General features: G+C 72.4%; 16 protein-coding genes. 7 read left to right on the top strand and 9 right to left on the bottom strand.

Going from position 1 to position 18,018, the window contains the following annotated elements:
• Window positions 1-53 precede the first annotated feature (53 nt).
• Window positions 54-968, top strand: coding sequence for an aminoglycoside phosphotransferase family protein (locus OG746_RS14030; RefSeq protein ID WP_266714921.1), 915 nt, complete (start codon window positions 54-56; stop codon window positions 966-968).
• A gap of 126 nt (window positions 969-1,094) precedes the next feature.
• Here OG746_RS14030 and OG746_RS14025 read toward each other — a convergent pair whose 3' ends face one another.
• Window positions 1,095-2,216: an AI-2E family transporter gene (locus OG746_RS14025; protein WP_323179682.1), complete on the bottom strand. Its 1,122-nt coding sequence runs from the start codon at window positions 2,214-2,216 to the stop codon at window positions 1,095-1,097.
• A gap of 165 nt (window positions 2,217-2,381) precedes the next feature.
• The gene (locus tag OG746_RS14020; protein WP_266714919.1) at window positions 2,382-2,576 is read right to left on the bottom strand and encodes a DUF3046 domain-containing protein; all 195 of its coding nucleotides are present in this window, start codon (window positions 2,574-2,576) and stop codon (window positions 2,382-2,384) included.
• A 79-nt stretch (window positions 2,577-2,655) separates the two neighbouring features.
• Between OG746_RS14020 and OG746_RS14015 the strand changes: the two genes are divergently transcribed.
• On the top strand, window positions 2,656-3,606 hold the full coding sequence (locus tag OG746_RS14015; RefSeq protein WP_266714918.1) for a hypothetical protein: 951 nt from the start codon (window positions 2,656-2,658) through the stop codon (window positions 3,604-3,606).
• Between the two features lie 58 nt (window positions 3,607-3,664).
• Here the strand turns inward: OG746_RS14015 and OG746_RS14010 are convergent, their stop codons facing one another.
• On the bottom strand, window positions 3,665-4,843 hold the full coding sequence (locus OG746_RS14010) for a PucR family transcriptional regulator (RefSeq protein ID WP_266714917.1): 1,179 nt from the start codon (window positions 4,841-4,843) through the stop codon (window positions 3,665-3,667).
• A gap of 157 nt (window positions 4,844-5,000) precedes the next feature.
• On the opposite strand from OG746_RS14010, the gene OG746_RS14005 reads away from it, so the two are divergent.
• Together OG746_RS14005 and OG746_RS14000 are read left to right on the top strand one after the other, a co-directional pair.
• Window positions 5,001-6,404 (top strand): alkyl sulfatase dimerization domain-containing protein, encoded by a 1,404-nt coding sequence (locus tag OG746_RS14005; protein ID WP_266714916.1) that lies wholly within the window; start codon window positions 5,001-5,003, stop codon window positions 6,402-6,404.
• The gene (locus OG746_RS14000; RefSeq protein ID WP_266714915.1) at window positions 6,395-7,693 is read left to right on the top strand and encodes an MFS transporter; all 1,299 of its coding nucleotides are present in this window, start codon (window positions 6,395-6,397) and stop codon (window positions 7,691-7,693) included. Before OG746_RS14005 ends, OG746_RS14000 begins: the two co-directional genes overlap by 10 nt.
• Here the strand turns inward: OG746_RS14000 and OG746_RS13995 are convergent.
• From OG746_RS13995 to OG746_RS13985, 3 genes are read right to left on the bottom strand one after another with little or no spacing between them, the layout of a single operon-like run.
• Window positions 7,683-7,991 (bottom strand): AzlD domain-containing protein, encoded by a 309-nt coding sequence (locus OG746_RS13995; protein WP_266714914.1) that lies wholly within the window; start codon window positions 7,989-7,991, stop codon window positions 7,683-7,685. The genes OG746_RS14000 and OG746_RS13995 overlap by 11 nt on opposite strands.
• Complete coding sequence (locus OG746_RS13990; RefSeq protein ID WP_266714913.1) at window positions 7,988-8,749, bottom strand: AzlC family ABC transporter permease; 762 nt, start codon at window positions 8,747-8,749, stop codon at window positions 7,988-7,990. Before OG746_RS13990 ends, OG746_RS13995 begins: the two co-directional genes overlap by 4 nt.
• Window positions 8,689-9,702, bottom strand: coding sequence for an AraC family transcriptional regulator (locus OG746_RS13985; RefSeq protein WP_266714912.1), 1,014 nt, complete (start codon window positions 9,700-9,702; stop codon window positions 8,689-8,691). The genes OG746_RS13990 and OG746_RS13985 overlap by 61 nt, the downstream gene beginning before the upstream one ends.
• Before the next feature lie 88 nt (window positions 9,703-9,790).
• On the opposite strand from OG746_RS13985, the gene OG746_RS13980 reads away from it, so the two are divergent.
• The 3 genes from OG746_RS13980 (at window position 9,791) to OG746_RS13970 (ending at window position 16,513) form a co-directional block, all read left to right on the top strand.
• Window positions 9,791-14,623 carry an ATP-dependent helicase gene (locus tag OG746_RS13980; RefSeq protein WP_266714911.1) on the top strand — a complete coding sequence of 1,611 codons (4,833 nt, stop codon included), beginning with the start codon at window positions 9,791-9,793 and terminating at the stop codon, window positions 14,621-14,623.
• A gap of 132 nt (window positions 14,624-14,755) precedes the next feature.
• Entirely contained in the window at window positions 14,756-15,562 is an 807-nt protein-coding gene (locus OG746_RS13975; RefSeq protein ID WP_266714910.1) for an Fpg/Nei family DNA glycosylase, read from the top strand.
• Window positions 15,563-15,736: 174 nt separating this feature from the next.
• Window positions 15,737-16,513 carry an SDR family NAD(P)-dependent oxidoreductase gene (locus OG746_RS13970; RefSeq protein ID WP_266714909.1) on the top strand — a complete coding sequence of 259 codons (777 nt, stop codon included), beginning with the start codon at window positions 15,737-15,739 and terminating at the stop codon, window positions 16,511-16,513.
• Here the strand turns inward: OG746_RS13970 and OG746_RS13965 are convergent.
• The 3 genes from OG746_RS13965 to OG746_RS13955 all read right to left on the bottom strand — a co-directional run bounded on the left by OG746_RS13965 (window position 16,461) and on the right by OG746_RS13955 (window position 17,955).
• Window positions 16,461-16,775, bottom strand: a complete 315-nt coding sequence (locus tag OG746_RS13965) for a hypothetical protein (RefSeq protein ID WP_266718921.1) — start codon at window positions 16,773-16,775, stop codon at window positions 16,461-16,463. The genes OG746_RS13970 and OG746_RS13965 overlap by 53 nt on opposite strands.
• A 138-nt stretch (window positions 16,776-16,913) precedes the next feature.
• Window positions 16,914-17,387: a Dps family protein gene (locus tag OG746_RS13960; RefSeq protein ID WP_266714908.1), complete on the bottom strand. Its 474-nt coding sequence runs from the start codon at window positions 17,385-17,387 to the stop codon at window positions 16,914-16,916.
• A 187-nt stretch (window positions 17,388-17,574) separates the two neighbouring features.
• Window positions 17,575-17,955 (bottom strand): helix-turn-helix domain-containing protein, encoded by a 381-nt coding sequence (locus OG746_RS13955; protein WP_188336490.1) that lies wholly within the window; start codon window positions 17,953-17,955, stop codon window positions 17,575-17,577.
• Window positions 17,956-18,018: the final 63 nt, after the last annotated feature.

The following is an 18,018-nucleotide window of genomic DNA, read 5'->3' as shown; positions in this document are numbered from 1 at the left end:
TCAGTGTCAAGCGCACCACGCGGGTCGGCGCGCCTCGACTACCGTGGCTCCGCATGACCCACACCTCGATCGAGATCACCGCCGAGCTGGTCCAAGAGCTGCTCCACGAACAGCACCCCGACCTGGCCGATCGCCCCGTGAGACTCGGCGCCCGGGGGTGGGACAACCAGCTGTGGCGGCTCGGCGACGACCTCGCCGTCCGGTTGCCCTGGGCCACCGACTCCGCGGACGCGCTGCTGCGCAAGGAGCACGCCTGGCTCCCCGCGCTCGCCCCGCGTCTCCCCTTGCCCGTTCCTGTCCCCCAGCGCCTCAGTGAACCCTCCGAGCGGTTTCCCCACCCCTGGATCGTCACCACCTGGGTACCGGGCTCGCCCGCCGACCGGGCCCCCGCCACCGCCGCCGAGTCGGCCGACATCCTGGCCGCCTTCCTGACCGCCCTGCACCAGCCTGCACCCGAGGGGGCACCGACCGGCCGCAACCGTGGGGGCCCACTGGCCGAGCATGCCGAGGGATTCGCCCAGCAGCTCTCCGAGGCCACCGAGCACGGCCTGATCCCCGACCCGGACGCCGTTCGCGCGATCTGGGAGGACGCCGCCGGCGCGCCGGAGTGGTCGGGCCCGCCACTGTGGCTCCACGCCGACCTGCATCCGGCCAACCTCCTCACCGCGGACGGCACATTCTGCGGCGTGATCGACTTCGGTGACCTCTGCGTGGGCGATCCGGCCTGGGACCTCGCCGCCGCCTGGCTGCTGCTGCCGGACGGCGCCACCGAACGCTTCCACAGCGCCTACCGGCCGGCCCCCGACGCCGCCACCCTGCGCCGCGCCCGCGGCTGGGCCGTCATGAAGGCCCTGGTCTGCATCCTCATCGGGCACGCCGGCGACCAGGGCCGCCCCGGCGGCAAACCCTCCTGGGGGCCACCCGGACACGCTTCGCTTCGCCGCCTTGTCACGTCTGCCGCGCACTGACAGCCCATCACCTTCGGGCTCTCCTTCGGCCTGACACTCATGGCCATCACCTGGGTGCCAGGAGGCGGCCTGCCACTCGACGGCCGCTCTCAAGCCGCTGCACGGGGTCGGCCTGGCTGAGGCGGGCTACTGGTCCCCGGAGTCCGGTTCCTTCACGACGCGGCGCATCCGCACCCAGAGAGACGACCCGCGTCTGCGGTGCCCGTGCACGCGCGGGTCGTCGGTGACGTCGTAGCGCTTCACGTACGCGCCCAGGAACGCCTGCAGCGTCGCGACGGCCGGGATCGAGATCAGGGCGCCGACGGCCCCCAGGAGCGCGGTGCCCGCGATGACCGAACCGAAGGCGACCGCCGGGTGGATGTCCACCGTCTTCGCGGTCAGCTTCGGCTGCAGCACATAGTTCTCGAACTGCTGGTACACGACTACGAAGACGAACACCCACAGCGCGTACCAGGGATCCACGGTGAAGGCGATCAGCATCGGCAGGGCGCCCGCCAGGTACGTGCCGATGGTCGGGATGAACTGCGAGACGAGCCCCACCCATACGGCGAGCACGGGCGCGTACGGGACGCCGAGCGCCGCGAGCAGGACGTAGTGCGCGACCCCGGAGATCAGCGCCATGAGGCCACGCGAGTAGAGATACCCACCGGTCTTGTCGACGGCGATCTCCCAGGCGCGCAGCACCTCGGTCTGCTTCGCGGGCGGCAGGACCGAGCACAGCGCACGCCGCAGGCGCGGGCCGTCGGCGGCGAAGTAGAACGAGAACAGCAGAACCGTCAGGAGCTGGAACAGCCCGCCGAGCACCTGCGTGGAGACGTCCAGGACACCGGTGGCACTGTTCTGGACGTACTTCTGGAGCCAGTCCGAGTGCAGCAGGCTGTCCTGCACCTCGACCCTGTTGAGATCTGTGTGGAACGTGTCGTTGACCCAGCTGATGAGCTGGTCGAGGTACTTCGGGAAGTCGTCGAACATGTCCACGATCTGGCCCGCGAGCATCGACCCGAGAAGCACGACGAAACCCGCACTCACGGCCGTCACCGCGAGGAACACCAGGAAGGTGGCGAAGCCCCGGCGCAGCCCGCGCGCCGCCATCCTGCTGACCGCGGGCTCCACGGCGAGCGCCAGGAAGAACGCGATCAACACGTTGGTCAGCAGCCCGATCAGCTGGTGGAAGGCCCAATAGCCCAGCTGGTAGCAGGCGATGAGGGCCAGGGCGAGCACCATGGCACGCGGCAGCCAGCGCGGCATCCCCGCGCGCGGAGTCGGCGCCGAGCCCGGCGGCCGCTCGGGCGGCGTGGTGCCGGGTGGCGCGGCGTCGTCCGCCACCTGGAAGGTTTCATCTGTCGGTGCTGGCACGCTGCCAGTCTCGCCCACGCCGCCGACAATCGTCGGCCGCCCCCGTTCCGTCACTCTTCAGCGCTTCTCATCCGGTACATCCATCGCTGTGCACACGACACGCCAGACTTCCTTGGCCTCCCAGCCCGCGTCGAGCGCCTGCTGGACCGTTCGCCCGCCGAGCCCCGCCATCACATGATCACGCGCGAACGTGTCGGAGTAACCGGATCCGAAATGATCCGTCATTCGCTGCCAGAAGACCGTCAACCGCATGCGTCCAGTATCCCGCCCCTGAGAGTGCAGCCGTGCTCGGGAGGCTTACCGAGAACGCTTTCCGTCCTACGGTCGGTGCATGGCCGAAACCGGAGCTTCCCCACTCCCCCCGTCGCCCCCGGCACGCTCCCCGCTCTCCCGTGCCGAGACATTCATCTGGCTGACCGCACGCGTCCTTGAACAGCGCCGCTTCGCCTATCACTTTTTGGACGGCTCACCCACGGCGGCCGACGCCGTCGAGACGGCGCTGGCCGCGTACCGCAACGAGGACGAGGGCTACGGACACGCCCTCGAACCGGACCTGCGCGGCCCGGTCAGCCAGCCCCTGCACACTGGGCACGCGCTGCGCGTCCTCGACTCGATCGGGCGGTGCTCGGGTCAGCGCGTGGAGCGGGTGTGCCGCTACCTGACCGCCGTCTCCACTCCGGAAGGCGCACTTCCGGCGGTGCATCCCAGCCAACGCGGCTATCCCTGCGCCCCGTTCGTCCCGGTGGTGGACGACCCGCCGAGCGAGCTGCTGGCCACCGGGCCCGTCGTCGGTCTGCTGCACCGCAACGAGGTGTGGCACGCCTGGCTGTTCCGGGCCACCGACTTCTGCTGGTCGGCCGTCGAGTCCCTGAAGACATCCCACCCGTACGAGGTCCAGGCCGCGGTCGCCTTCCTGGACAGCGCACCCGACCGCCCGCGCGCGCGGGTCGCCGCCGACCGGCTCGGCCGCCTCGTGCGCGAGCAGCGGCTCGCGGTGCTCGATCCGGAGCGTAGGGAGGACTATCCGGTCGCGCCCGGCTACGCGCCGGACGAGCACCACTTCCCGTACGACTTCGCCAAGGCGCCCGAGTCGCTGGCCCGGTCCTGGTTCACCGACGAGGAGATGGCCCGTTCGCTCGACCATCTGGTGAACGAGCAGCAGGAGGACGGTGGGTGGCCGATCAATTGGCGACAGTGGGCGCCGACGACCGCCATGGAGGCACGCCCCATGGTGACCATCGACGCACTGCGTACGCTGCGCGCCTACGGACGTCCCTTGTAGTGCCGCTTGTAGCGCCGCCGTTGTCGTGTCGCGGCCCTCTGGAGTACCGCGTTCCCGCTCAGTGATCCGCGTCGCGCAGGAGCAGTGCCGCGATGGCCAGAGCCGTGCCGCGCGGTGAGGACAGTTCGATGCCGGTCCACTCGGCGATCTTCGCCAGCCGGTTGTCGACCGTGTTCGGGTGCAGCCCGAGCGCATCCGCGGTGGCCCTGCGGTCCTGCTGGTGGGTCAGATGCGTGCGGAGCGTCTCCAGGAGCTCCGGCCGCTCGGCGACAGGGTCGAGGAGGGCGGCGATGAGGTGGCTGCTCTCGTTGCGCCGAGAGAGGTGGTACTCGAGCAGGACGTCGTCGAGGCGGTGCAGGCCCGGTGGCAGGCCGCACGCGCGCGCGATGCGCAGGACTTCGGTCGCGGTGCGGGCCGCGTCGGGTATGAGCTCGGGGCCGTCCGCCCGCACTGCGGCCACCCGCACGGGCAGGCCGCTCGCCCGGCTCAGGTGGGCCGGCAGGTCGGCGGGCGGCGGGCAGTCCTCCGGGACGACGACCCGTCCCCCGTCGCCGTCCAGGAGGGTGAGCACGGTCGCACCGAAGGTGCGGTCCAGGACGCTCTGCAGACGGCGCAGTCGGCGGCGCACCGCGACGGGCCCCTCCGAAGGAGCCGCGTCCGTGGCGAGTGCGAGCACGTGGGCGGGCCCCGTGAGCCGGAGCTGGTCGAGGAGCACGTGTCCGGGCGGGACCATCCCGTCGAGCAGCCCGCGGACCAACGACCGCCGTTGCGCGTGCTGTTCGGCCTCAAGGGCGGACCGTTCGTCCAGGTACGTCTCGGCGACCGATCCGACGACTCCGGGCTGGGCCCGCAGCAGGAGGTCGACGAGTTCGACGAGGGCGGCCTCGTCGCCGGGCTCCGCCGCTTCGCGTAGCGCCCGCCACAGGACGTAGGAACCGAGCGCGTGCGTGCGCAGCAGGAGGTGCAGCGGCATGCCCTCCTCGGCGCGCTGAGCGGCCCTCTCGCGGAACAGCCGGTGCCTTCCGGGCTGCTGTGTGTCCGGGTCGTCGACGTGGCGCAGGAACAGCCGTACGCCGTACCGCGCGGTCGCCGCGATCTCCAGGTCCTTCACGTCGTCCGGCAGCTCCGCGTAGCCGGGGAGTTCCTCGAAGGCCTCCCTGGCCATGCGCCGCGCCAGTTCGTTGACGCGCGGCTCGCAGCGCGCGGCGAGAGAACGCGCTTCCGGGGACAACGGCACGGTGGCCTCCACCGACATCGGCTACTGGGCGCCCCATTGTGACGCGTCACAGCTCTGGGACAAGCGGAATGTGACGCCAAGCGCTGTTCCGGGCCTCCCTGTGCGCCTTGACTCGGGGAACGCCGAGGAACCACCCCTACCCGGAGGAGCCGCGCCCATGACCGAGCACAACACCGCACCGGAGGCGGCCTCGCGGGAGCTGGTGGACTACGCCGCCTACGCGGACCGGGTCTGGCAGGGGGCGGAGACGCTACTCCCGCACCTCTCGGGCGCCTACACGGGGGACGAGCTGGTGCGGCTGAGCCCGCGGGTGGGCTTCTTCCCCGCCTTCGCCAACGTGACGGTCTTCGACACCGGTGACGGCGCGGTGCTCGTCGATTCGGGCGACTTCCGTACGGCGGCGCAACTGCACACGGCGGTCAAGGGGTTCGGGGCGGGTCCTGTGCACTCCGTGGTGTACACGCACGGGCACGTGGATCACGTCTTCGGAGTGTTCCCCTTCGACAAGGAGGCGGAGCAAACCGGCACCGGGCGCCCCGAGGTGGTGGCGCACGAGGCCGTGTCCGCCCGCTTCGACCGCTACATCCGGACGGCCGGCTACAACTCGTGGATCAACCGGCGGCAGTTCGGTGTGCCCTCCCTGGAGTGGCCCACCACGTACCGCTACCCGGACACCGTCTACCGGGACCGGCTGACGTTCCACCGCGGCGAGCTCACATTCGAACTCGTCCACGCGCGCGGGGAGACCGACGACCACACCTACGTATGGGTGCCGGAGCTCAAGGCCCTGTGTACGGGCGATCTGTTCATCTGGAACACGCCGAACGCGGGCAACCCTCAGAAGGTGCAGCGCTACCCCGAGGACTGGGCGCGGGCCCTGCGCTGCATGCAGGAGCTGGGCGCGGAACTGCTGCTGCCGGGGCACGGCGTGCCCATCATGGGCGTCGAACGCGTGAACCGCGCCCTGGACGACACCGCGCGCTTCCTGGAGTCGCTCTGCGAGCAGACGCGGGAGCTGATGAACGCGGGTCACCGGCTCGACACGGTCATCCACGAGGTGAAGGTCCCCGAAGAGCTCCTGTCCCGCCCGTACCTCCACCCCGCCTATGACGAGCCGGAGTTCGTGGTGCGGAACCTGTGGCGTCTATGGGGCGGCTGGTACGACCAGAACCCGGCCCACCTCAAGCCCGCCCCGGAGGCGGCCGTCGCGGCCGAGTACGCGCGCGCGGCGGGCGGCGCCGTGGCACTGGCCGAGCGGGCACGGGAGCTGCTCGCCGCGGGCGACGCACGGCTCGCCTCGCATCTGGCGGAGACGGCGGCCCTGGCGGCCCCCACGGATCCCGAGGTGGCACGCACGCGTGCCGAGGTGTACGCGCAGCGGGCGGGCAAGGAGACCTCGACCATGGCGCGCGGCGTCTACGCCTGGGCGGCCGCCGAGTCCGCCGCGGTGGCCGAAGGCACGGACGTGGCCACGGAGTTGACGCGCTCCCCCGAGGGCCGCAAGCGGGCCGGAGGCGCGATCAGTGTCGGCCTGGTCGACGACGAGGACGGATGCTGCTGATGCGCGGGGCATGGCGCACCACATGGCTGCTGCTCGCCTTCATGGTGGTGAACTTCGCGGACAAGGCGGTCCTGGGGCTCGCGGGTCCCGAGATCCGGGCGGACTTCGGCATCACCCGCCAGGAGTTCGGCACCGCGCAGTCGGCGTTCTTCGCGCTGTTCTCGGTCGCGGCCCTCGGCGTCTCGGCCCTCACGAAGCGAGTGCGCACGACGCCGTTACTCCTGGGGCTCGCCCTGCTGTGGTCGGCGGCGCAGCTGCCGATGCTGTGGGGCGCGGCGGGCTTCGGCGCGCTGGTGGCCACCCGCGTCCTTCTCGGCGCCGCCGAGGGGCCGGCGTCGCCGGTCGCGATGCATCACGTGCACGGCTGGTTTCCGCAGCGCGAGCGGGCACTGCCGACCGCGCTGCTGCTCGTCGGCGCCGCGGCCGGGGTCGCGGTGGCCGCGCCCGCGCTGAGCTGGGTGATCACCCACTGGGGCTGGCGCTGGTCGTTCGGCGCGGTGGGTCTGGTCGGCCTTGTCTGGGCGGCGGTGTGGTTCCTGTGGGGCAAGGAAGGCCCCCTGGCCCCGAGCGTCGGCAAGGAGGCGGAGCAAGCACCGCAGGACAGCCTCACGGTGCCGCTGCGCCGCATCCTGTTGTCACCCACGTTCCTGACCGCCTCCTTCGGTTCGTTCGCCGCCTACTGGTCGATGAGTGCGACGCTCACCTGGGCGCCGGACTACATGGAGAACGTCATGGGCTGGAATCTGCACCAGGCGAGCACCATGGTCGGCGCCGGTGCCGTCGCCCATGGTGCCGTCCTCCTGGTACACGGCCTGCTGGCTCGGCGCTCGGCCCTGAGAGGCACGCCGCCCCGCTTCCCTGTAGGCGCGGGTGCCGGCCTCCTTGTCACGCTCTCGGGCTGTGCCACCGCTCTGTTCGGCCTGTCCGACTCCCAGGTCGTGAAGGTGCCGATGATGCTGGGTCCGATGGCGCTCGCCATGGTGATGCTCACGGTCGCGGCGACGGCGTGCTCCCGTATCGCACCCCCGGTCCAACGGGGCACGGTCCTGGGCGTACTGACGTGCGTGTACGCCCTCGGGGGCATCGTCTCGCCGCTCGTCCTGGGGCGCTTGGTGGACGGCGCCGCCACCGTGTCGGCGGGCTATGAGCACGGCTGGCTGCTGACCGCCGCTCTCCTGGTGGCGGGCGGTGTCCTCGCGGCCGTCTTCTGCCGCCCCGAGCGCACGGCGGGGCAGCTCGGGGTCCCGGAGACCCCGGCCGCCCTCCCCGCGCACCAGGTCACCCCGTAAGGGCCCGCATCCCCGCGGTGACCGCCACGGCCACCGCGACCACCACCAGGAACGGCGCCCGCAGCACGAGCGCGACGGCGGCCGCGGCGAGCCCGGCCGCCCTGGCGTCGAGGACCAGCACGCGCCCGTCCGCGAAGGTCTGCTGGGCCGTGAGGGCAGCCAGCAGAGCGACCGGGAGCAGCGCCGCAAGACGCTTCACCACGGGCCGTTCCAGGGCGCCCGCGGGCACCAGCAGACCGATCAGTTTCACGGCGTAGCAGCCGACCGCGGTGACCGCGATGGCGATCCAGACGTTCAACGGTCTTCTCCTTGTCGTGCGTTGGAGGCCGCGGCGCGGCGGCGTCCCTCTACGTAGAGCACGGCCGGGGCAGCGAGCGCGGCCACGAGCACGGGCACCCCGGCCGGCAACACGGGCAGCAGTCCGAGCATCAGAACGACGGCGAGCCCGGCGACGGCGCGGTCCGTCGTGGACTTCAGCATCGGCGCGAGCAGCGCCAGGAACACCGCGGGCCCGGCCGCGTCGAGGCCCCAGGCATCGGTGTCACCGATGGCCTCGGCGCCCAGGGCACCGGCCAGCGTGGTGAGGTTCCACAGCACGTACAGGGTCAGTCCTGTGACGGTGAAACCGAGCCGCACGCCGCGCCGCGTCGGCTGCGCCAGTGCGACGACCGATGTCTCGTCGATGATCCAGTGCGCGGCGAACGGCCGCACCGCGCGCGGAAGAGCGAGCAGCTGGGACAGGCGCAGTCCGTAGAACGCGTTGCGCACGCCCAGGAAGAACGCTCCCGCGGCGGCGGTGAGCGGGTTACCGCCGGCCGCGAGCGCCCCTACGAGCGCGAACTGCGACGCCCCCGTGAAGACCAAGAGGCTGAGCGCGCAGGTCTGCAGCACGCTGAGCCCGCTCCCCGCCGAAGTCACCCCGAAGGCGAACCCGGAAAGGCCTACGGCGACTCCGACACCGAGCGCGTCACGGACGACGGCGGAGTCCGGCTTGCCTACCGCGTCGGCCCGCCCGGTCTCGGCCCCGGCCCCGGGCTCGGCCTCGGATTCGAGCAAGAACTCGGTCGACTGCTCGGCGGGCTCGGGAGGCTTGGCCTCTGCTCTACGTATGTCTGTGGGTGTTGTCTTGTCTGCCACGCCTCGCACGGTACGAGGAGGGACGGGTCCTGTTCTTGTACGTTCTTGCGCTCGCGCTGGTACGCGCCCGGCGGCACCCCGACGATCCGGGTGAAGTGCCGGTTCAGGTGCGGCTGGTCGGTGAAGCCGAGGGCTACAGCGGCATCGGCGGGCGCCGTCCCCGCCTCCAGGAGCCGCCGTGCCATGCGCACCCGCGCGTTGGTGAGCCAGGTGTGCGGCGGCATCCCGTACGCGTCGCGGAAGGCCCGCAGCAGCGCGAAGGGGCTGGTGCCGAGCTCGGCCGCGAGGGCTTCCAGGGACGGCGGGTCCGCCAGACGCTCTTCGAGGACTTCGCGCGCGCGGTCCGCGGCCGTGGACCCCGCGGACCGCCGGGGCCGCGCCGCGAGGGAGGACCCGTGGGCCCGGAGCAGCCGCGCGAGCACGACCCTGAGGAGGCTGTCAGCGGCCAGCGCGTTGCCCTCCTCCGCCGCTCTGTGCACCTCGTTGATCATCTGCGAGGCCCCTGGGTCGGTGACGATCGGTTCACCGAAGACCGCGGTGCCGCGCACCGTGCCGGTCTCGGCTGCGATCTCGGCGACGACGTCCGCTGACGGATAGAGCGTGGCGTACGCCCAGCCGTCGGGCCCGCCCGCCCGCGCCGTGTGCGCCACTTCCGGATTGAGCAGCACGACGCTGCCGGGCCCGGCGTGCAAGGTGCCGTCGGCCAGGCCGACCGCCTCGACCCCACGCGTGACCGCGCCGATCACGAAGCCGTCGTGGCTGTGGCGCGGGAAGGTGTGCCGGACGTAGCGGGCCCGCAGCAGGTCGAGCCCCGGCAGCCGCTCATAGCGCCAGTGCCGCGCCCATTCGCCCTGCCCCGCTGTCCGAGCCATGGCCCCATTCTGCGTCAGCCACCCTCGACGAACCACCCCGTTTCCGCAGCTCACCGCCATTGTCAGTGGTGGGGTGCAGGATGGGGGCATGGTCAGGTCCAGGCAAGGGGCCCACAGCGCCTCGCAGGCCCTCAGTGGCTTCTCTCCCGCGACCCGTGGTTGGTTCACGGGGGCCTTCTCCGCGCCCACAGCCGCACAGTCAGGTGCGTGGAAGGCGATCGGCGAGGGTTCGGACGTGCTGGTCGTCGCGCCCACCGGCTCGGGCAAGACGCTCGCCGCGTTCCTCGCCGCGCTCGACCAGCTCGCGTCGACACCCCCTCCGGCCGACCCGAAGAAGCGCTGCCGGGTGCTGTACGTGTCCCCGCTGAAGGCCCTCGCGGTGGACGTGGAGCGCAATCTGCGCAGCCCGCTCACCGGTATCCGCCAGGAGGCCGTCCGCCTGGGCCTGCCCGAGCCCGAGGTGAAGGTCGGCATCCGCTCCGGCGACACCCCGCCCGCCGAGCGCCGCGCGCTGGCCACGCGCCCGCCGGACATCCTCATCACGACGCCGGAGTCGCTGTTCCTGATGCTGACGTCGGCCACGCGCGACGCGCTGGCGGGCATCGACACGGTGATTCTGGACGAGGTGCACGCGGTGGCGGGCACCAAGCGCGGCGCCCACCTGGCCCTCTCCCTGGAGCGGCTCGACGAGCTGCTGCCCCGCCCGGCCCGCCGCATCGGCCTGTCCGCGACGGTCCGGCCGGTCGACGAGGTGGCGCGCTATCTCTCGCCGCAGCGCCGGGTGGAGGTCGTCCAGCCGCCGTCCGGCAAGGAGTTCGACCTGTCGGTGGTCGTCCCCGTGGAGGATCTCGGCGAGCTCGGCGGCTCCCCGGTGGCCGATTCCGACCAGGGAGCCGAGCGTCCCTCGATCTGGCCCTCCGTGGAGGAGCGGATCACGGACCTGATCGAGGCACATCGCTCGACGATCGTGTTCGCCAACTCCCGCCGCCTGGCGGAGCGCTTGTGCAACCGCCTGAATGAGATCGCCTACGAGCGCGCCACCGGCGAACCCCTTCCCGAGGCCCACTCCCCGGCCGAGTTGATGGCGGAATCGGGCGCCGCGAAGGGCGCTCCCCCGGTCATCGCGCGCGCCCACCACGGCTCGGTCTCCAAGGAGCAGCGCGCACTCGTCGAGGAGGACCTGAAGGCGGGCCGGCTTCCCGCCGTGGTCGCCACGTCGAGCCTGGAGCTGGGCATCGACATGGGCGCGGTCGACCTCGTCGTCCAGGTGGAGTCGCCCCCGTCCGTGGCGTCGGGCCTGCAGCGCGTGGGCCGTGCGGGCCATCAGGTGGGCGCGGTTTCCACGGGCGTCGTGTTCCCGAAGTACCGCGGTGACCTGGTGCAGTCGGCGGTCGTGACCGAGCGCATGCGTTCAGGTGCCATCGAATCCCTGCGCCTCCCGGCGAACCCGCTGGATGTGCTCGCCCAGCAGTTGGTCGCGATGACGGCCCTGGACACCTGGCAGGTCGACGACCTGCTGGCGCTGGTCCGCCGCGCCGCCCCCTTCGCCTCGCTGCCCGAGTCCGCGTTCACGGGCGTGCTCGACATGCTGGCGGGCCGCTACCCCTCCGATGCCTTCGCCGAGCTGCGGCCCCGCGTCGTCTGGGACCGCGTCGCCGGCACGATTACGGGCCGCCCCGGAGCGCAGCGCCTCGCCGTCACCTCCGGGGGCACGATCCCCGACCGCGGCCTCTTCGGAGTCTTTCTCGCGGGAGCCGACCCCAAGAAGGGCGGCGGCCGCGTCGGAGAGCTCGACGAGGAGATGGTCTACGAGTCCCGGGTCGGGGACGTGTTCACGCTCGGCACCAGCTCCTGGCGCATCGAGGACATCACGCGCGACCGCGTCCTCGTCTCGCCCGCCCCTGGTGTCCCCGGCCGCCTCCCCTTCTGGAAGGGCGACCAGCTGGGCCGCCCGCTCGAACTGGGCCGTGCGTTGGGCGCGTTCCTGCGCGAGGTCGGCTCCCAGAAGCCCGACGACGCGCGCGTGCGCCTCACGGAGGCGGGACTCGACGAGTGGGCGGCGAACAACGTGCTGTCGTACCTCGCCGAGCAGCGCGAGGCCTGCGGCCACATCCCCGACGACCGCACGATCGTGGTCGAGCGGTTCCGGGACGAGCTGGGCGACTGGCGCGTTGTCGTCCACTCCCCGTTCGGCGCCCAGGTGCACGCTCCGTGGGCGCTGGCCCTCGGCGCCCGGCTCAGCGAGAAGTACGGCATGGATGCCCAGGTGATGCACGCCGACGACGGCATCGTGCTGCGCCTCCCGGACGCCGACCTGATGGGCCTGGACCTCCTCGACCAGGAACCTTCCAAGCCGGGCATGGAGTACGACGACGAGCAGGCCCCCATCGGAGCGGCCGACGTCGCCTTCGACAAGGGTGACGTGGACCAGATCGTCACCGACCAGGTGGGCGGCTCCGCCCTGTTCGCCTCGCGCTTTCGCGAGTGCGCCGCCCGCGCGCTGCTGCTGCCCCGCCGCAACCCCGGCAAGCGCACCCCGCTGTGGCAGCAGCGCCAGCGCGCGTCCCAACTGCTCCAGGTGGCGAGCGAGTTCGGCTCGTTCCCCATCGTCCTGGAAGCGATCCGCGAGTGCCTCCAGGACGTCTTCGACGTACCGGGCCTCGCCGAGCTGATGGGCGACATCGAGTCCCGCAAGGTCCGCCTCGTCGAGGTCACCACCCCGGAGGCCTCCCCCTTCGCCCGCTCGCTGCTGTTCGGTTACGTGGCGCAGTTCCTGTACGAGGGCGACTCCCCGCTGGCCGAGCGCCGCGCGGCCGCGCTGTCCCTGGACTCCCGCCTGCTCGCCGAGCTCCTCGGCCAGGCCGAGCTGCGCGAGCTGCTCGACGCGGAGGTCCTTACCGAGCTTGAACAAGAGCTGCAGTGGCGCACGGAGGACCGTCGCGTCAAGGACGCGGAGGGCGTCGCGGACCTGCTGCGCATGCTCGGACCGCTCACGGAAGAGGAGTTGGCCGAGCGGGGCGCCGAGACCGGCTGGGCCGAGAGCCTGGCGGGCGCCCGGCGCGCCATCCGCGTACGGATCGCGGGCACCGAGCACTGGGCGGCGATCGAGGACGCGGGCCGCCTGCGCGACGCCCTGGGCACGGCGCTTCCGGTCGGTGTCCCCGAAGCCTTCACCGAGCCGGTCAAGGACCCGCTCGGCGACCTCCTGGCCCGCTACGCCCGCACACACGGCCCGTTCACCTCCACGCAGGCGGCGGCCCGCTTCGGCCTCGGCTCCGCGGTCACGGAGGGCGCACTCCAGCGCCTGGCGGCCAACGGCCGTGTCGTACAGGGCGAGTTCCACCCCGCGGGCATCGGCCAGGAGTGGTGCGATGCCACGGTCCTACGCAGACTGCGCCGCCGCTCGCTGGCCGCGCTGCGCCATGAGCTGGAACCGGTGCCGCCCGCGGCGCTCGCCCAGTTCCTGCCCCAGTGGCAGCACGTGGGCGGGCACGGCCTGCGCGGGGTCGACGGCCTGGTCAGGGCTGTCGAGCAGCTCCAGGGCGCCTCGGTACCCGCCTCCGCCCTGGAGAAGCTCGTCCTGCCCTCGCGCGTCTCCGGCTACGCGCCCGCGCTCCTCGACGAACTCACGGCATCCGGCGAGGTCTTGTGGGCCGGTGCGGGCTCGCTGCCCGGCAAGGACGGCTGGGTCAGCCTCTACCTCGCCGACACGGCCCCGCTGCTCCTCCCGCCCCCGCACCCTTTGGAGCTCACGCCACTCCACCAGGCGGTCCTGGACGCGCTCTCCGGCGGCTACGGCCTGTTCTTCCGCCAGATCGCCGACCAGGTCCGCGCCGCCCCTCCCGCCCAAGGCCTTGAGGGCCAGAGAGGCACCCCCTTCGAGGTCACCGATCCCCAACTGGCCGACGCCGTCTGGGAGCTGGCCTGGTCGGGCCGCCTCACGAACGACACGCTGGCCCCGATGCGCGCCGTCCTCGGCTCCGGCCGCACCGCGGGCTCCACCGCGCACCGGGCCCGAAGAGCCGTGCCGCGCGGCCGCTACGGAGGCCTCACGGCGGGCGCCCGGCCCACGTCACGCACCGGTCCACCCACGGTCGCGGGACGCTGGTCGCTGCTGCCCGGCCCGGAGCCCGACCCGACCGTGCGCGCCCACACCCTGGCCCGCACGCTCCTCGACCGCCACGGAGTGGTCACCCGGGGAGCGGTGGCCGCCGAAGGCGTCGAGGGCGGGTTCTCGGCGACGTACCGGGTCCTGTCCGTCTTCGAGGAGAGTGGCCAGGCACGGCGTGGCTACGTGGTGGAGGGTCTCGGCGCGGCCCAGTTCGCGATGGACGGCGCCGTGGACCGCCTGCGCGCGGCGGCGAACGCGCAGGAGCGCGGCTCCGCACCCCCGGATCCGTACGCCCCGGTCGACGCCCCCACCGGCCAGGGCAGGACCACCGCGCCCCACGCCCTCGTCCTGGCGGCGGCCGACCCGGCCAACGCGTACGGGGCCGCTCTGCCCTGGCCCGATCCCCCCACCGGCGCGGGCCAGAAGCCCGGGCACAAGCCGGGGCGCAAGGCGGGCTCCCTGGTGGTCCTGGTCGACGGCGAGCTGACGCTCTACATGGAGCGCGGCGGCAAGACCCTCCTTGCCTGGTCCGCGTCCGACCCAGCTCATGCCGCCCCGGCTTCCGAAGCGGCCGGCACCGCGACCGGAGCGCGCACCCCGAGCCCCGCCCTCACCCCCGCCCAGCTGGCGGAGGACCCCCGCGTGCCCGCCGCCGCGCAGGCGCTCGCCGAGGCGGCCCGCTCCGGCGCCCTCGGCACCATCACGGTCGAGCGCGTCAACGCGGAATCCGCGCTCACCTCCCCGTACGCCCCTCTCCTGGAAGGAGCCGGATTCCACGCGACACCGCGCGGCCTGCGCCTGCGCGCGTGACACCAACCCCTGGCCCCGCCGGGCCCACATTTCAGCCCCTGCGGCGATTGAGCAGCGGGGTCCGGGGCAGAGCCCCGTGTCGTTGCACCGCGCCCCGCCCACTCCGCCCCCACACCCGCCTACCCTGACCCCATGCCCGAAGGAGACACGGTCGCGCAGGCGGCGAAGCGGCTGCACAGCGCCCTCGCGGGCCAGGTACTCACCCGCTCCGACCTGCGTGTCCCCCGGTACGCCACGGCAGACCTCACCGGGCGCACGGTCCTGGACGTCACCCCGCGCGGCAAGCATCTGCTGACCCGCATCGAGGGCGGCCTCACCCTGCACTCGCACCTGCGGATGGACGGCTCGTGGAAGGTCTACGCGCCGGGCGAGCGCTGGCGCGGCGGTCCGTCCCACCAGATCCGCGCGATCCTCGGCACCGAGACCCGCACCGCGGTCGGCTACCGGCTCCCGGTCCTGGAACTGCTGCGCACCACCGAGGAGTCCAAGGCCGTCGGTCACCTGGGACCGGACCTCCTCGGCCCGGACTGGGACCCGGACACCGCGCTGCGCAACCTCCTCGCCGACCCCGCCCGCCCCCTCGGCGAGGCCCTCCTCGACCAGCGCAACCTCGCGGGCATCGGGAACATCTACAAGTCCGAGCTCTGCTTCCTCCTGCGCGTCACCCCGTGGCTCCCGGTCGGCGAGCTGCCCGCCGAGACCTCCGGCCGCCTCCCCCTCCTCGCGAAGAAGCTGCTCGAGGCCAACCGCGACCGCCCGGCCCGCGTCACCACGGGCCGCCCCCGCCCCGACGAGCGCCTCTACGTCTACGGCCGCACCCACCGCTCCTGCCTGCGCTGCCGCACCCCCATCCGCACGGCCGACCAGGGCGACGGCTCCCGCGAACGCCCCACGTACTGGTGCTCGCACTGCCAACAGGGCCCGGCTCCCACGGCGTAGGGCCTGTCGTGCGGATCAGACTGGGCTCACGAGGTCCGGCCTGATCCAAACAACACCCCGTAGCCGACCACACAACACCGCCTGGCCGACCCACACACCCCCCCCTCACAGCCACAGAACACAACCACCGCACGACAATTGACGACCCGTCAGACAACCTCGTACGGTCCCTGCATGCCCCTCACTGCGTACGACCTCACCGGACGCACCGCATTCGTCACCGGCGCGGCGAGCGGCATCGGCCGCGCGTCGGCGACACTCCTCGCGCAGGCTGGAGCCACCGTCCACTGCGCCGACCGCGACGCACAGGGCCTGCACGAGACCGCGGCCCTCATCAAGGAGAGCGGCGGCACGGCCCACACCCACACCGTCGACGTGGCCGACCACGCCCAGATCGCGGAAGCCGTCGCGAGCGCGAGCGCCACCTCCGGCGGCCTCGACATCATGGCCGCCATCGCCGGGGTCATGCACAACAGCACGGTCCTGGAGACCCGCGAAGAGGACCTGGACCGCGTGCTCGCGATCAACTTCAAGGGTGTTCTGTACGCGTGCCAGGAAGCGGCCCGCACCATGATCGCGGCCGGCACCCGCGGCAGCATCGTCACGATGGCCTCCGGCGCGATCGACACCGGCGGCCCGGGGCTGCTCTGCTACGGCGCGGCGAAGGCCGCCGTCGTCCAGCTCACGAAGACGCTCGCCACGGAGATCGGCTCGCACGGCATCCGCGTCAACGCGGTGGCGCCGGGCTGGATCCGCACTCCGATGACGACCCGCCACGACGAGAGCGCGCAGGCCCACACCGAGTCCCTGATGGTGCGCATGTCACCGCTCGGCCGGGTCGGCGAGGCGGAGGACATCGCGCACGCGGTGCTCCACCTCGCCTCGGACGCCGCGTCGTTCACGACGGGCCAGATCCTCCGCCCGAACGGGGGCGTCGCCATGCCCTGGTGACCTGTCGCCACACCCCGCCGGCGGCCTCGCGCCCGGCGCGCACGGCCCGTGTCCGCACGCGCCGCGCACCGTGCCGCCCGGGCGCCCCGGCCACACCGGCCGCGCGCGCCTTCGGCAGTGCGTGCACCGGCAGCAGGCTCAGTCCCCAGCCGCCGGCGACGAGCGCCCCTTCGAACATCCCGGCGCCCGGCGCGAAGGCGAGCCGCAGGGCGCCCCACCACCACAGCGCCCCGCACACGACAGCCGGCGCCCACCGGAGCATCCGCCACCCAGCCCATGCCACCGACCGCTCACCTCCGCCCGACGACCTCCGGGACCACGGACCACGACCACAGCCAATCTGCCCCGAGCCGCCGGCGCCACGCCCAGGAGCACGCGGGGCGCCGAGGTACCGGGACTCTCAGCCCCGGTTCTCCGCCTGGAACATCCAGTGATGCTTCTCCAGGTCGGCCGTGATCCCGATGAAGAGGTCCTGACTCACGGGATCCGCCTCACCGGTCGCGTCCACCCGCGCGCGCATCCGCGCGATGACCGCGCCGAGCGCGTCCACGAGCGTCCCCACCGCGTCCGTGTCCTTCACCCAGCCCTCAGGGGCCACTCCCACGCCACTGGTGTCCGCCACGGTCTTCGCGCGACCGTCCGGCGGGACACCCAGCGTCGAGGCCCGCTCGGCCACCGTGTCGGAGTGCTGCCGAGCGGTGTCCACGACCTCGTCGAGCTGAAGGTGCACCGACCTGAACCGCGGACCGACCACGTTCCAGTGCACCTGCTTCGCCACAAGGGACAGGTCCACCAGATCCACGAGCGCACCCTGCAGCGCCTCGCCGACGGTCTTCAGGTCGCCATCGGGCAGCGGGCTCTTCACGACGTCCATACGTCACCTCCGTATCGAAACCACCATCAACAATGGCACACACGGACTATTACGGACACATCGGGTCCGGTCCTCACTCCGGCCCTCGCTCACGCACACCGAAAGCGCGCAGCAGAAAGCCCCGGCCGATCCTCCCGGCCGGGGCTTCCCCACATTCGAACTGGGCTCAGAACGCTGAGCGCAGGCGCTACGCCGCTACGACGTCCACAGCCTCCGCAGGCGCCTTGATCGTCACACGTTCCGGCGGGACGCCGGCCACGGAGACGGAATTGAGCATCGGACGAACCGGTGCGGGCACCGGCTCCGACGGGACCGCTGCTGCCGACTCGGCCAGCTCGGCGAGAGCGAGCTCATCGCTCACCTCCCGCATCAGCTCGGACATCCGTACGTCAAGCGCGTCGCAGATCGCGGAGAGCAGCTCGGAGGAAGCCTCCTTCTGCCCCCGCTCCACCTCGGAGAGATAGCCGAGCGAAACTCGGGCGGACGAGGAGACTTCGCGCAGAGTACGGCCCTGGCGCTGGCGCTGCCGACGCAGCACGTCACCCAGCAGGCGACGGAGCAGAATCATCGGTGGCTCCCTCCTCGGACCGCGTAGCCGCATCCTTCACGCCCCACCGTACCGCCTCGTGCC

This window comes from Streptomyces sp. NBC_01016 (assembly GCF_026341035.1).
Taxonomy (GTDB): Bacteria; Actinomycetota; Actinomycetes; order Streptomycetales; family Streptomycetaceae; genus Streptomyces.
The sequence above is the reverse complement of the archived record's forward strand: the minus strand, read 5'-3'. Positions and strand labels throughout refer to the sequence as shown.